Source organism: Vibrio sp. ED004, from assembly GCF_023206395.1.
Classification (GTDB): domain Bacteria; phylum Pseudomonadota; class Gammaproteobacteria; order Enterobacterales; family Vibrionaceae; genus Vibrio.
Map to the genome: position 1 here is coordinate 249,043 of NZ_CP066150.1, position 14,090 is coordinate 263,132.

Annotated in this window: 13 protein-coding genes; 4 read left to right on the forward strand and 9 right to left on the reverse strand. The window is 45.0% G+C overall.

Annotated features, from left to right (window positions below; translation table 11 throughout):
• Positions 1–102 precede the first annotated feature (102 nt).
• From ITG10_RS18705 to ITG10_RS18720, 4 genes are all read right to left on the reverse strand, one after another.
• Positions 103–957, reverse strand: a complete 855-nt coding sequence (locus ITG10_RS18705; protein ID WP_016798628.1) for an amino acid ABC transporter ATP-binding protein — start codon at positions 955–957, stop codon at positions 103–105.
• Positions 950–1,615: an ABC transporter permease subunit gene (locus ITG10_RS18710; RefSeq protein ID WP_017630969.1), complete on the reverse strand. Its 666-nt coding sequence runs from the start codon at positions 1,613–1,615 to the stop codon at positions 950–952. The genes ITG10_RS18705 and ITG10_RS18710 overlap by 8 nt, the downstream gene beginning before the upstream one ends.
• A 112-nt stretch (positions 1,616–1,727) precedes the next feature.
• Positions 1,728–2,369, reverse strand: coding sequence for an amino acid ABC transporter permease (locus ITG10_RS18715; RefSeq protein ID WP_017630968.1), 642 nt, complete (start codon positions 2,367–2,369; stop codon positions 1,728–1,730).
• Between the two features lie 132 nt (positions 2,370–2,501).
• Entirely contained in the window at positions 2,502–3,368 is an 867-nt protein-coding gene (locus tag ITG10_RS18720) for a transporter substrate-binding domain-containing protein (RefSeq protein WP_017630967.1), read from the reverse strand.
• Positions 3,369–3,606: 238 nt separating this feature from the next.
• Between ITG10_RS18720 and ITG10_RS18725 the strand changes: the two genes are divergently transcribed.
• Positions 3,607–5,121, forward strand: coding sequence for a PLP-dependent aminotransferase family protein (locus ITG10_RS18725; RefSeq protein WP_017630966.1), 1,515 nt, complete (start codon positions 3,607–3,609; stop codon positions 5,119–5,121).
• A 202-nt stretch (positions 5,122–5,323) separates the two neighbouring features.
• Here the strand turns inward: ITG10_RS18725 and ITG10_RS18730 are convergent, their stop codons facing one another.
• A complete protein-coding gene (locus ITG10_RS18730; RefSeq protein ID WP_017630965.1) occupies positions 5,324–6,640 on the reverse strand; it encodes an aspartate aminotransferase family protein in 1,317 nt (438 codons plus the stop codon).
• A gap of 378 nt (positions 6,641–7,018) precedes the next feature.
• Between ITG10_RS18730 and ITG10_RS18735 the strand changes: the two genes are divergently transcribed.
• Positions 7,019–7,714, forward strand: coding sequence for a sulfite exporter TauE/SafE family protein (locus ITG10_RS18735; protein ID WP_026084253.1), 696 nt, complete (start codon positions 7,019–7,021; stop codon positions 7,712–7,714).
• A gap of 12 nt (positions 7,715–7,726) precedes the next feature.
• On the forward strand, positions 7,727–8,479 hold the full coding sequence (locus tag ITG10_RS18740) for an SDR family NAD(P)-dependent oxidoreductase (protein WP_017630963.1): 753 nt from the start codon (positions 7,727–7,729) through the stop codon (positions 8,477–8,479).
• Positions 8,480–8,642: 163 nt separating this feature from the next.
• Here ITG10_RS18740 and ITG10_RS18745 read toward each other — a convergent pair whose 3' ends face one another.
• A complete protein-coding gene (locus ITG10_RS18745) occupies positions 8,643–9,272 on the reverse strand; it encodes a hypothetical protein (protein WP_017630962.1) in 630 nt (209 codons plus the stop codon).
• A 309-nt stretch (positions 9,273–9,581) separates the two neighbouring features.
• Positions 9,582–11,990: a response regulator gene (locus ITG10_RS18750; RefSeq protein ID WP_026084252.1), complete on the reverse strand. Its 2,409-nt coding sequence runs from the start codon at positions 11,988–11,990 to the stop codon at positions 9,582–9,584.
• Positions 11,991–12,078: 88 nt separating this feature from the next.
• On the opposite strand from ITG10_RS18750, the gene ITG10_RS18755 reads away from it, so the two are divergent.
• Positions 12,079–12,837 carry a transporter substrate-binding domain-containing protein gene (locus tag ITG10_RS18755; RefSeq protein ID WP_017630960.1) on the forward strand — a complete coding sequence of 253 codons (759 nt, stop codon included), beginning with the start codon at positions 12,079–12,081 and terminating at the stop codon, positions 12,835–12,837.
• 194 nt (positions 12,838–13,031) lie between these two features.
• On the opposite strand, the gene ITG10_RS18760 is transcribed toward ITG10_RS18755, so the two are convergent.
• Both ITG10_RS18760 and ITG10_RS18765 read right to left on the reverse strand, forming a co-directional pair.
• A complete protein-coding gene (locus ITG10_RS18760; RefSeq protein ID WP_128644368.1) occupies positions 13,032–13,592 on the reverse strand; it encodes an NADAR family protein in 561 nt (186 codons plus the stop codon).
• A 190-nt stretch (positions 13,593–13,782) separates the two neighbouring features.
• Positions 13,783–13,977 (reverse strand): hypothetical protein, encoded by a 195-nt coding sequence (locus tag ITG10_RS18765; protein WP_004736928.1) that lies wholly within the window; start codon positions 13,975–13,977, stop codon positions 13,783–13,785.
• Between the last annotated feature and the right edge of the window lie 113 nt (positions 13,978–14,090).

The window sequence follows — 14,090 nt, forward strand, 5'->3', positions numbered from 1 at the left end:
GCTGTGCCTGCTTGAGAGAAGAACCCCACACATACAAAAACTCCGACTGATTAGGTCGGAGTTTTTAACGGTCGAGCCTTGAAGTTGTGCAAGCCATCTAGCTCATGAATCGAGCTTAAGGAACTGTCTTACTCTTGATGAATCTGGGTTAGTGAAAAACTTCTCTGGGTTGGATTTTTCAATCAATATCCCCTTCTCAAGAAACACCACTTGATCCGACACCTGACGCGCGAATTCCATCTCATGAGTCACCACTACCATGGTGTAACCCTCTTGCGATAGCTTCTTCATTACCAGTAACACCTCTTCTACCAATTCAGGGTCGAGCGCGGAGGTTGGCTCATCAAACAGCAACACATCCGGCTCCATCGCGAGCGCCCTAGCAATAGCGACACGTTGCTTTTGTCCACCCGATAACATACTTGGATAACTCTCTAGCTTGTGAGACATGCCAACCTTATCAAGTTGCTTACGAGCCATCTCCTCTGCGTCAGATTTCGCTATCTTCTTAACATGAACCAGCGCTTCCATCACGTTTTGCAACACGGTGAGATGCGGCCATAAGTTGAAGCTTTGAAATACCATGCCAAGGCGCTCTCTGAGTTTTGCTAACTCTTTGTATTTGAGAGGTTTACCCGTTTCAGAGTTGATCCCAATGCGTTCATCACCCATAAAAATCGTGCCGCGCTCTGGCTGCTCTAGCCAATTCATGCAGCGCAATAGTGTTGACTTACCCGAACCTGACGAGCCGAGAATACTCACCACATCGCCTTTTTTTATAGTCAGGTTGATGTCTCGCAGTACTTCGATTCCATCAAACTGCTTCGACAAGTTTTCAACGCTGATGATCGTCTCTCGTTCTTCCAATAGTGGCTCACACTCAATCACTTCCAAACTCACTCCCAAAGAGGGGTTAATCGGTGCTTCTGTTTCAATAATCTCTGATTGTTTAAGCATGGCTAAGCCCTCTAAGTTCAACTTTGGTTTGGATTCGTTTAGTGATGGTTTCAAGTGCAATACTCACCGCCCAGTAGAGCGCAATCGCAATGATGAACGCATTCAATGGGATAAAATATGTGGATTGAATACTGTTGGCTGCCGCGGTAATTTCTGCAACGGTGATAATGCTAAGAAACGCGGTGTCTTTTAAGCAGATGATGAGTTGGTTAGTGATCAGAGGAACCGACTTAAATAACACGTTGGGCGTGATGACTCGGGTGAAGGTTTTCAGTTTAGAAAAGCCATAAGCGTGCGCTGCTTCGATGTAACCAGGCTCTAACCCTTTACGCACACCGCGGAAAATCTCACAGAAATACGTACCATGATAGAGACTGAGCGCTATGATTCCCGCTGTCACTGCGTCCAATCGAATGCCAACCTGAGGCAAACCGTAATAGAGCAGGTAGGCTAAGATCAGAAACGGTAAGGTACGCATCATGCCGATCAAACTGTTGATGGTGTACTTAACACCGAATCTCGAGTTTTCGAGACAGTACAACAAACCAATACCTATGACGAAACTCAAGATTGAAGACGAAACAAAAAGATAAAAAGTGGTCACAAAACCAGAAGCAAACAGCTCTTTTTGTTGCCAGATAATATTCCATTCTTCCATATTTACTCCTTATATTTACCCACTCAATGACGCTTCACAAGCAGGTAAATGGTGTTGCTGACCAAGTAGTTATGACGGCCAAACTGTTGCTGCTGATAGCAGTTGCATGCACTTATTGCTGCAGATAAGTGGCTCGGTTTTCAGCCACAGCTTGCAATTTCACCAACACGCCAATAATCAACATGTAGATGGCACCTGCACACAGGATTGGCCCAAGAGGCTCATAGGTAACCGCTGCAATTCGGTTGGTGACACGGGTTAGATCCACGATACCGATCACGGCAATCGCTGGGCTGCCTTTGATTAAGAACGACATTTCATTGACCAGTGCAGGTAAGCTCATGATCACCATTTGTGGGAACATGATTCGGCGGAAGTAAGTTATGCGTCTCATACCAATGGCTTCAGCCGCTTCCATTTGCCCTTTTGAAAAGTTGAGAAAGGCATTGCGCCAAATTTCCGCATTGAATGCCGATGTGTTGAGCGTGAGTGCTAAAATGGCAGAAACGTGTTTGTCTAAATTGATGCCAAATGAAGGAAACGAAAGAAAGATAAACAGAGCCAGAGTCACCAGAGGTGTTGCTCTTGCCCAACTGACATAAATGCCCAGCATTTGATCGACAAACGGGATTTTCATCATTCGAATTAAGGCAATCGCTAGACCAATCACCACACCCAATACAATCGATACTGCCGATATCCATGCTGTAGCCCATGCGCCCTGTAGCAGCTGTTCCCAAGCGTAATAATCCATAAACGACCTCTTTAAAAAGCGACTTCTTGCAATAGGCTTTTGCGCGAATGACAAATCGGCTAAATCGCTCTGGCCCTTTTGTCATCGGCACAAACAGCGGTTAACTGTTTGTGCCAGCGCGTGCTTACTGATCTACTGGACCGCTGTTAGCTTGTGATACTGCTCTACTGAAGTGATGGCTTCCGAAGGAAGATGCTCGAACGATTCACCGAACCACTTCTTCTGCAACTCTGCCATTTTTCCTGTTTGTTCTAGGTGAATGAAAAACTCAGTGAGATAAGCCAATAGCTCAGGGCTCTCTTTTGGAACAGGCCAGCTTACGAAACCAGGGCCAGATACCGCCTCACCTTTTTTAAAGATGTTAGACTTAGATTTCACTACCTCGTTAACCGAAACCACACTGTTGATGACGTAGTCGATTCGGCCAATAGCTAAATCTGAATATGCTTCTGGGTAAGATTGATACTGCACTACTTTACCCAAAGACTTGCCTTGTGCTTCGAGCATTTCTTCTAGCTCTGGAAGTCGCTCTAACAAAGCACTACCCGCTTGTAATCCAACAGTTTTTCCGTCTAGATCCGACACCGTATTAATATCGTCAGCATCCGCTCTGGTTAAGAAATAATGCTGTGCTGAGGCAATAGGCGGCGTAAAGTCAAACACCTTCAATCGAGCATCTGTCACGATAGCGCCCGTTAGCGCCACATCGTATTGACCCGCAGATACTGAGGCGAGCAACCCTGTCCAAGGTAAGATCTCTTGTTCAATATCGAACTTCGAGTATTCACGCAGTTCATCAAGCAGATCTTTATTAATCCCAGCCGGGTTACCACGATCGATGTAGTTAAATGGCGAATAGTTATCTTCTGTCGCCACTTTCATAAAACCTTGCTTTTCGATGGCTGCAAGCTCGGATGCTTGTGCGATACCAAAACAACCCAGTACGACTGTTGCTGCCGCTGTTGAAACCCATGCCTTCATAGTCATTCCCTGTTTCATACGCTTTCCTTATCGAGATTATTTGCCTGCCTTTACTTTATGAACGGAATGCCTCGAAGACGTAGAGCCAATTTAATTTTCAGGTTGGGACAGAGCTATTTTTAGGTTAGAGCTGAGCAACTTTCCCATTGGTCATCGCCCAAAAGCCAGCCCTTAAACATCTATATAAACTCTGGCTCACTTCTTGCTGTTTTATACACATAGGATCGAGGTTTACTGAGAATAAGGACTGTATCTCATGGCGATAAATCACAATTGTTTCATCGAGTTTGATTCCAAAAGAAGCCTGCAAGAACAAGTACGTAGCTATTTGGTGACGGCGATATTGAATGGTATTTTTCCTGCGAAACAAGCGCTCCCGTCTTGTCGCAAGCTCTCTAGCCAATTAGGTGTTTCACGCAATACGGTCTCGCTGGTGTACGACAGTTTGCTCGATGATGGCTATCTCATCAGTAAGCCTCGCAGTGGTTATTACCTGTCAGAAAAGTATCAAAATCCGAGCGAAGAGATAGACGCGAACTTGGATCATTTTGAATCAACAAACAACGACAATGCACCGGATTGGAGCAAGCGAGTAAAACTGCAATTGAGCCAATACCCTCGCATCGTCAAACCGTCGCACTGGAGTTGCTATCAATACCCATTTATTTTTGGCCAGCCTTCAATCAATGACTTTCCATTAGCTCAATGGCGAGAAGCAACAAGAAAAGTGACCTCAGATCCTCATGACCACCGCTGGTTGTGCGACAAAGTTGATAAAGACGTCGATATGCTGGTGGAACAAATACGCACAAGAGTGCTCCCACAGCGCGGTATTCATGCTCAAAGTGATGAGATTTTAATAACCCTAGGCTCGCAGAACGCGCTCTATCTGCTCTCGACCTTGTTGATGAATCACCAGAGCCGAGTCGGTGTCGAGAACCCCGGTTACAAAGAAGCGAACCACATCTTTAATCTCTCTGGTGCACAGTTACACCCTCATCAAGTGGATGAACAAGGATTGAGGTTCAATGAACACTCTTCACTGTGTGACCACTTCTATGTCACACCCAGTCACCAAGCGCCCACCGGCGTGACCATGAGTGACGAACGTCGAGCTCAGTTACTTGAGATGGCCAAAGCCAATGATGCAGTGATTATCGAAGATGACTATGACGCCGAGTGCAACGTTGAGTGGAACCCTAAACCAGCGCTGAAAGCCAGTGACAAGGAAGGGCGTGTCATCTACGTGAGCAGCTTCTCTAAGCTACTGGCACCCGGTTTAAGGTTAGGCTACATCGTGGCACCTGAAGAGCTAATCTACGACCTTAGAATACTGCGTAGGTTGATGTATCGACACGCACCAAGTCGCGTTCAAATGGAAGTGGCTCACTTTATTGAACAAGGCTACTACGACAGCTTCGTGAGGCGTTTTAGAGAAAACACGCGCCAACGTTGGAAGCTGATCAATGATGCGGTCTTAAAGTACTTACCGGACTGCAAACGACTGGCTCAGAGTGAGCAAGCCAACTCTTTGTGGCTACAAACACCAAGCCACATCAACAGCCAACGCTTAGCGTCACGAGCCGCACAAAAAGGGATTTTAATTGAGACGGGCTATTCTCACTTCATGACCGATCCCGAAACGAAGTTGAGCAATGAAACTTCATCCGAATTTGATCCCAATTCTTATTTCAGATTAGGGTTTCACGCCATCGACAAAGACTTGATCGCCCCTGGCATTAAAGAGCTATCAGAGGTAATGAAGAGCTAGCATCACAAAGCGTTATATGGACGTTGTTATTCAAGACAATGACGAAAAAGAGCATCAATCGATGCTCTTTTTCGTCTATACCTAATCAATTAAAAGCTAGACACTCAAAAGCCAAGCACTCAGGAAAAATAAGCACTTTGAAAAGGACGGGGAATCCTTTACCAAAGTGCCTGTGTTTCTGTGTTAGCTATCTTTTGAAGAATTAAGAAGCGAGCTCAAACAAAACTTCATCAATGATCTTCACGCCTTTCTTAATTTCACTCGGTTGAATAACCAGAGGCGGAGCGACGTGAATGCGGTTGTTCACAATGAAGGTCAACAAGCCTCGCTTGGTTAGTTCCGCTTTCAATTTGCCCATTTTTTCATTGCTCAATGGAGCCTTGCTTTCACGATCTTCCACCAGCTCAACCGCCCAAAACATCCCTTTACCACGCACATCACCAATTATCGGGTGCAACTCTTGAAGGCTGAGTAGAAGTGGCCCTAGAACGCTGTTACCGACATTATCGGCATGTGTGACAATACCCTCTTGCTCCATCACATCAAGCGTTGCAACGATCGAAGCCATCGCCAAAGGATGGCCAGAATACGTTAAGCCGCCCATAAAGAAGTTCGACTTAAAGTATTCAACAATTGGTTCACTGACTACCACGCCACCAGCCGGAACGTAACCCGAGTTAACCCCTTTCGCGAAAGTGATCAGATCCGGCACAACATTGAAGTGCTCAAACGCAAACCACTTGCCCGTTCGGCCAAAACCCACCATGACTTCATCGAAGATCAATTGAATGCCGTACTTGGTTGCAAGCTCACGCACACCAACAAGGTAGTCTTTGGGCGGAATGAGAAAGCCTGCTGTTCCGGGAATAGTCTCTAAGATAATCGCCGCAATCGCCGTTGGCCCTTCGCACTCAATCACTCGCTCTAAATGCTGCAGGGCACGCTCACTCTCTTCTGCCTCAGTCGCCGCATTGAACTCGCTTCGATAGAGAAATGGATTGAAGAAGTGAACGTGCCCACGGCTATACTCGTTTGGAATACGACGAAAATCGCCCGTCGCCGCTATCGCTGTTCCGGTATTGCCATGATAAGAACGGTAAGCCGATAAGACCTTATCCCGCCCTGTAAATTGTCTCGCCATGCGGATCGCATTTTCGTTGGCGTCTGCCCCTGCGTTGGTAAAGAACACCTTCTTAAACTTGCTTGGCGCTTTCGACAAAATGCGCTTTGCCGCTAAACCACGAGTGAAGTTGGCAGTTGCGGGTGCGACAGTCACCAAGGAGTCCGCTTGATCTTTAATGGCTTTGATCACCTGTGGGTGTTGATGGCCAATATTGGTGTTGACGAGCTGGCTACTAAAATCGAGGTATTCCTTCCCTTCGTAGTCCCACATTTTGCAGCCTTGTCCACCCGCAATGGCGATAGGTTCAGCCGCTTCCTGAACTGACCAAGAATGAAACACGCTCTTATCAAGGTCGATAATATCTTGGTTCACTAACTGTTCTGTTGATACTTCCATTTCATCGTCTCCATTAACAACACTAGATTCACAGCCCCTTGTGCCCAGCACGCCTTCAACAATGGAAGACGCGAAACACCAAATTGAAAAGGCTGCGCTATCGGATGGAATAATCTTCATCCCAAACGGGGCAGACCGCATAGTGTCAGTTTCAACAAAACCGTGGGCCAGTGAAATTAGCCCAACCCCATATTCTTTCCATCCCACAACCTGACCCAATCCAATCGTAGAACTGGCTCTATTCAAAATTCTTAGGGGTGAATAGATTGAAAGGCAGACGAGACAAATCTCATCAAATGCGAATAAAGAACAGCAGCTACAACAGTAGACAAGCACGCAACAACAAAGAGGTGAGTAAGAGTGGAAATGGGCTTGTCTATGACATTGATTCTGTTTGCAGGGGTAGTTCGAGGCTATTCAGGGTTTGGATTTGCGATTATTGCAGCGCTATCCCTCAGCTTTATTGTTCCGCCATTACAAGCCGTAACCATTGCGATCCTGTTGGATTTTTTAAGTACTTTTCCTCTACTCAAACGCAGTAAGTCCACCGTCAATATTCGGCTTATTGCGCCGTTGTGTATTGGCATGTTGGTAGCGGTGCCCTTCTCTCTGTACTTCATTAGCACGATATCTGAATCAGGCTTAAAGGCCTTTATCGCGATGATGTCTTTAGTCGCTGGCACATTAATCATTTGTGACTTTCGCCTCACATGGCTACACCAGCGACACGCATTTTGGGCAGGGGCAATTTCTGGGTTCAGCATGACTACCGCATCTTCAGGAGGGCCTCCGTTAGTGACGTATTTGATGAACCTGACCATTGAAACCAGTGAACAGAGAGCCACTGCGATTGTGTTTTTTCTACTGAGTTCCGCGATCTCACTGGTCGGCTTCATGTGGATTGGCGCATTTAACCAAGCATCATTCTTCACAGGATTGTGGTTATTACCGGCGGCTTTGATTGGCAATCTACTCGGGCAAAAGCTGTATCTATCAGTACCGAACTTGTCAGCAAAAACAACGACCGCGCCGATTTTGATCGGCATGGCACTACTTATGTTAATTTCTAATTAGAAGGATTTACTTATGGATAAGATAGCGTTCATTACAGGGGCGACCTCTGGCTTCGGCAAAGCGGCAGCAAAGCGTTTTGCAGAAGATAACTGGTCATTAGTGTTGTCTGGTCGTCGTATCGAAAGGTTACTCGACCTAAAGGAAGAATTAACGGTGCCTGTGCATGTGATTCAACTCGACGTTCGAGACGCAGACGCCGTAAAACAAGCCATTGATTCACTACCTGCTGAATTTTCATCGATTACAGCATTGGTTAATAACGCAGGCCTAGCCTTAGCACCAGAAGGCGCACCTGATGTGGACTTAAAAGATTGGCACACCATGATCGACACTAATGTCACTGGGTTGGTCAATGTCACTCATGCACTGCTGCCGACGTTAATTAAAAAAGGCGCAGGAAGCTCTATCATCAATGTTGGTTCTATTGCTGGGCAATGGCCTTATCCGGGAAGCCATGTGTATGGCGCCAGCAAAGCGTTCGTAAAGCAGTTTAGTTACAACCTACGCTGCGACCTACAAGGTACAGGGGTGCGTGTAACTGACTTGTCTCCAGGCATTGCAGAAACAGAGTTCACGCTAGTTCGAACCAAAGGTAATCAGATGGCTTCAGACAACCTTTACCAAGGTACGACGCCACTATCAGCAGAGGATATCGCCGAGCAGATGTTTCATATTGCGACCTTACCAGAGCACATCAATATTAACCGAGTCGAGGTGATGCCGACTCGACAAGCGTGGTCTCCGTTTGCGATCGACAGAGATTAAGCTTAAACATACAGAACTAAGCTCAAACATACACAAACAAAAAGGTGGTCTACCCAAGTAGACCACCTTTATCGCTTCCTTCAGCTTTTCACTTAGATGTAATCGACCGCGTTAAAGTTTCAATGTGTTCATTCTCGGGCGGAAACCCCATCGAAGACGCCACTTAGGCATGACCATGGATGTACCTAAACTCTTGCTCAATCGCATGAAGCATATTAATCGCGTTCTCAGACGATGCATGGATGATCTCAGTCTTGGGGGCCGCGCCTATTTGTTCGATTTTTATTTCGTTTTCAGAAAGCAGAGAGATAGTCGTGCGCTCAAACTCAAAGCTATTTAGGTTCACATCCATAATGGCGCTCGCCCACTCAATTGCCTCTAAATCTTTGGTGGTATATTGATTGGTCAAAATACCGCAACTGCCGTCTGGTTTCGGCAATACATGATCAACAATGCCATCGTAATCGTTGTCCCAAATCAGAATTTCTAATTCACCGTCACCATCACTCACTGCAGTGACGGGGTAGCCACTTTCATCCTGTGTGAGTAACACTTGAGTATGCGGCTTTAATTCAGGTTCGTGGTGGGTGTCTGGCTGAGAGATTGAGTCGAGATATTGTGAGAATGAGTATTTGAGATAAGCCTGCACTTCTTCATTGTCATTGATGTTCATGCTGCTTGGTGCATCTGTGTGAGCGGTATTGATTGAGATTTCCGGCATGCCCGCTAAGAAGTCGTCGAATAGTTGCGTTGCTTTGTCTAACTCAGAGTGAGTTGCGATTACTTTACTCATGTTTATAGCCCTTTCAATTGATTAGGTTTCAATAAAAGCAAATAGCAGAGGTACAACAGATGATGGATGGGGTGTGGGTGAATCCTTGATGGATCGTCACTTTACATTAGCAAAGCCGAAGTAAAACTGTATGACAAAGAAATGAAGCTTGAGCAGGAGTTTAATAAAGTGAGCTAGCGATCAATGTTCACGGTTCTTAACTGTTTTTAACTGACGGGTGCCAATCCCTTCTAACGACACATAAAAAAGACCTAAAGCACGGTGATGCTTTAGGTCCTAATAAAAGGCGGGAATATAACTCACATCAAGCTAGACAATTTTTTGCTCACTCTCTTCGCTCGTTGAGTCGCTTTCTTTAGCTAAAAAACTCTCGACGATCTCTCGAAGCTTCCCTTGATTAACAGGCTTAGGTAAAAACTCATCCATACCCACATCAAAACATAAATGCTTGTCTCTCTGCACAACGTTAGCCGTAAGTGCGACGATAGGAATATGTTGTGAAGAGCCCTCTTCCAGCACTCGGATCTGCTTAGTTGCTTCAAAGCCATCAAGCACAGGCATCTGACAGTCCATAAAGATCATCACATAATCATTGGCTTTAAACTTCTCGACACCGATTTCCCCATTGTCTGCGATATCAACTTCAAGGCCCAACTTCTTAAGCATCATCTTGGCGACTTGTTGATTCACTCTCGAGTCTTCCACAACTAAGACTTTGCCACTAAAAGAAGCCGTGACCGCCGCAGGTTTTGATTCTTCTTTTAGAGCAGATTTCTCTGGTTGTGCCGGTTTAGCAGCAACCGCAGATTTGGTTACGGGTGCCGGTTCATTGTCTTTAAACGCCACCTCGCCTCGATTTGGGTAGGTGAAGGTTGAAGTGTCAGCGGCTCTCGCAAGCACCTCACTGATGGTCCACTTAAGTTGGTTGTCCTGATAAGGGCGAGCGATATAAGCGACAAAACCAACTTGCTTCGCGCGAACTTCATCTTGCTTTCTAGGATCAGCTGAGATCATCACTAACTTAGGACATTCGTTACCAAAGCGTTCAACTAAGCTTCTCGCCAGTTGAAAGCCATCAACGGACGGCATCACTTTATCTATCAGCACGAGGTCGTATGGCGATGACTTGGCCACAGACTCTGAAACCAACTCTAACGCTTGGTTTGCCGTTTCACAGCACTCAGACTTAACGCCGAAAGATTGAAGCTGTGCAGACGTTATACGCATGTTCAGTTGGCTGTCATCCACTAGCAGAACCGAAACCTTATTGAAATCGATATTGCGTTCGTCCACTTCTAAACACGGATCAAAATTAGCAGTGAAATAGAATGTACTGCCCTTGCCTTCAACACTGGTTAGTTCAAGCTTGCTGCCCATCAATGTCACGATCTTCTCGCATATCGTGAGACCAAGCCCTGTGCCTCCGTAAATACGCGTGGTACTACCGTCCGCTTGTTGAAACTTATCGAATACCGATTTCTGTTTGTCTTCCGCAATACCGATACCACTATCGACAACCTCAAATTTGACTCTGAGCTTTTGCTCAGGCTCAATCACATCATCCAAACGAAGAGAGAGCGTAACGTGCCCATGCTCGGTAAATTTGATGGCGTTACCTAATAAGTTGTTTAGAACTTGTCTAAGTTGAGTAGCATCGCCAATCACCATGGTTGGAATCTTAGGATCTATCTCTAATTGGAATCGAAGCCCTTTCTGTTCAGCTTTCACTCGGAAGGTCGATTCAACATCGGCCGCAATGCCCATCATTTTCATCGGCTCTTGCTGAAGCTCTAGTCGTCCCGCTTCGATCTTCGAGTAGTCGAGAATGTCATTAATTAAGTCGAGCAGCGTAAGCGAAGAGGTATTGAGCATGTTGATATATTCTTTTTGCTCTTTCGGCATGTCCATTTCAGAAAGGAGAGACGACAACCCGATAATCCCGTTCATAGGGGTACGAATTTCATGGCTCATATTGGCAAGGAATTCACTTTTATTGCGGTTAGCAATCTCTGCAACATCTTTAGCTTTTTCCAGTTCTTGGTATTGTTGACGAATACGTTCAATAGACTGGTTATAACTGCTCTCTAGTGTCGAGATTTCATCTTTGTAATCAGAATCGGTGGGTATTAAAAAGCGCGGTTTATTATCTTCGACCTGCTGCAGATTGATCTGAGAAGACATGATCATTAAGCGTTTCACCACGAGACGATAGACGATTGTTAAACATACCAAAGACAACAAGAATATTTTGACGGCTTCAAAGGCGAGCAACAGTAACACTCGTTCTTCAAAATCATTAAGAATCATACTTAAATCAGATTGCACCGTGAGCGTCGCTAACGGGAAATCGGTGCCACCCATCTGATGTACCATTTGCCAAGACTGGGAATAAGATCGGCCTTCAGTCTTTTGTCCTAACTCTAGAATTTTTTCATCGGGACTTTCAATCAAGAGGTAACTCACAGACGGCAAACGAAAGATGCCCTCTGCTTGAACAAAAAGCTGAGCACGGTCTTCGACCCACAAGCTGGACGTTAAACCGGACAGATAACCGGCCTTAACCTGTTCGACCTGAGAGCTGATAAAAGAAACTCGACTTTGGTACTCCACATACAACCCTAGACCTGTCACTATAACTGTAAATAAGGTGCTGATTGCGATGATTACCCCGATCAACTGTCGGGAGAGTCCAATATAGCGTTTTCCTTTTGTCACCATACAAAAATTACCATTATTGTTATCCTAGCAAACTACAATTACTCAACTAGTATAATAGTAGTCATTCATCAAATAACTAGGGAAGGTTATGAAAAAACATCTTATCTTTGCATCCATAGTCAGTTTGTTTTCAAGCAGTTATGCTTTTGCAAGCGAACCTCTTCACTACTACATTATTGCGAGCCAAGCGCAACCTTTTCAGATCGAAACTGACGGGTCATCTCACAGAGGAATCGTTTCAGATATTGTGGAAGCCGTGTTTGATGACAGCCAATATGAAATCAACTATCACACCTACCCTTTTAATCGAATGATCGACAAGCTCGATGCGAGAGAAAACCCAAACTGGGTTACCTATGGAAGCCCTAGTTGGGGAAACATCCAATCTGTGAACCTATCTGAAGACCCGATTTACAATGTAAAACACGTGTTGCTGAGTAGTGGTAAAAAGCCATTTGAGTTCAATACAATCAATGATCTAGACGGGAAAGCAGTAGTATTGCTGGTGGGGTTTGAGTATCCGAACTTGGAACCTTATATCCAACAGGGCAAGCTCAACGAGATTCGAGTAAAAGATTACACGGCTGCATTTCGAGTCCTGAACCGTGCCCCCGGTGACGCCGTGTTTGTGGAAATGGAATCTCGAATCAAATACAACCTAAACGAGCAAAAACTGAATATTGATGATTACCAGATGCAAGAGTTTGGTTCTGTAATCAATAACTATCCTATCCATTTAGCGTTTGACCCTGAGATGGATCCTAAGCTGCAAAGCTTCATCAACCAACGCCTCGACCAAATGAAAGACGATGGGCAACTCGACGACATCGTACAGAGTTACTTGTAACACCAGCGTAACGTCGAACTTAGCAACGGATAGCTTGTAACGAATAGCTTGGTAACACACTTTAACTATCGTTGATGCCTAACTCTCTAAAACCTAAAAGGCCGCCCTGCTAAATATTGAATAGCAGGACGGCCTTTTAAATACGTCTGTAGGGACAAGCAACCATAAATATGCCCGCTATCTGAATCGACGAGTCAATGCGAAGCAATTAAATGCTGTTGCTGAGTGAGAAGCTGTCGACGCACTGACATCAGAATCTTACCTAAATGGTTCTCGCCAGTTCCATCGCCGCCATCGCCCCAGAAATGGTCTTTGTGGGAATGTTCTTTGATCACAGAATCCCCGGTATTGGTAAGAAACAGAGCAAACTGCGGATTCTGTCTGAATTTCTCGATGACGATGAACTGCATCACTTCAACACGAATCTCATACCAATCCTCACGAACTTGGTCTTCGTAGTCACGGCTCAAAGAGAATGCTTCAGCAGGTGTGCTAGCTTGCAGAATAGTATTGCGAAGTACTTCGCAGGAGAACTTCATAGCTTGATAATAGTGTTCGCTGGTTGCCCAAATTTGATCATCAACCTTGATGGGGCAAGCTGCAAAATTTGACAAGTATCCGTTTGGATCTTCAGGTTCATAAAATAGCACTTCTTTGGCTTGAGCCACAGAATTAGACATAGCCTTCTCCTTACCAACGACATCGCATATTTTTGCTTTAACTTTAAAATTAGTGGCATTGCATATTGCTGTCAAACAACTTGGTTAAAGAGTATGCCATGGGCGTGTTTTTAGTCTGAGGGACATAATTTAAAAAAGGGTATAGCGAAGCTGTAAATTAGAGAAGAGAATCAAACCATTGATATTGCATAGATAATAATTATAAAAAAGTACTTATAAATCAAAGGGTGGCATAGTGCCACCCTTCTAAATGCAATGGGGATTATTAGTGAATAAGACCTAGCTCCCTCGCTTCTTCCAGACTCAAACCGCTTTCTCTAATTTCTCTTAGAGCCTCGATACGACGACGAGCTTCAGCGGACTTCATTTTCTTTTCTGGTTTGAAAGATACTTCTTCTTCAGCATCCCACTTGTTTGCAATATTTGTCATTTCATCATGGTTGATAGAATTAATGGACATGTTTTCCTCCGAAAAGCACCATGTAATGGACAGGTAATCTGTAGCAAATGCTATTTCGCTTGTTAAGAAAATCTGTACTGAAATGTGATGATTCCGACGCTTCACAAACCTAA

What these genes read in the sequence shown, in the direction of transcription:
- ITG10_RS18705 (WP_016798628.1), bottom strand. Translation starts at nt 957, where the DNA reads ATGCTTAAACAATCAGAGATTATTGAAACAGAAGCACCGATTAACCCC.
- ITG10_RS18710 (WP_017630969.1), bottom strand. Translation starts at nt 1,615, where the DNA reads ATGGAAGAATGGAATATTATCTGGCAACAAAAAGAGCTGTTTGCTTCT.
- ITG10_RS18715 (WP_017630968.1), bottom strand. Translation starts at nt 2,369, where the DNA reads ATGGATTATTACGCTTGGGAACAGCTGCTACAGGGCGCATGGGCTACA.
- ITG10_RS18720 (WP_017630967.1), bottom strand. Translation starts at nt 3,368, where the DNA reads ATGAAACAGGGAATGACTATGAAGGCATGGGTTTCAACAGCGGCAGCA.
- ITG10_RS18725 (WP_017630966.1), top strand. Translation starts at nt 3,607, where the DNA reads ATGGCGATAAATCACAATTGTTTCATCGAGTTTGATTCCAAAAGAAGC.
- ITG10_RS18730 (WP_017630965.1), bottom strand. Translation starts at nt 6,640, where the DNA reads ATGGAAGTATCAACAGAACAGTTAGTGAACCAAGATATTATCGACCTT.
- ITG10_RS18735 (WP_026084253.1), top strand. Translation starts at nt 7,019, where the DNA reads ATGACATTGATTCTGTTTGCAGGGGTAGTTCGAGGCTATTCAGGGTTT.
- ITG10_RS18740 (WP_017630963.1), top strand. Translation starts at nt 7,727, where the DNA reads ATGGATAAGATAGCGTTCATTACAGGGGCGACCTCTGGCTTCGGCAAA.
- ITG10_RS18745 (WP_017630962.1), bottom strand. Translation starts at nt 9,272, where the DNA reads ATGAGTAAAGTAATCGCAACTCACTCTGAGTTAGACAAAGCAACGCAA.
- ITG10_RS18750 (WP_026084252.1), bottom strand. Translation starts at nt 11,990, where the DNA reads ATGGTGACAAAAGGAAAACGCTATATTGGACTCTCCCGACAGTTGATC.
- ITG10_RS18755 (WP_017630960.1), top strand. Translation starts at nt 12,079, where the DNA reads ATGAAAAAACATCTTATCTTTGCATCCATAGTCAGTTTGTTTTCAAGC.
- ITG10_RS18765 (WP_004736928.1), bottom strand. Translation starts at nt 13,977, where the DNA reads ATGTCCATTAATTCTATCAACCATGATGAAATGACAAATATTGCAAAC.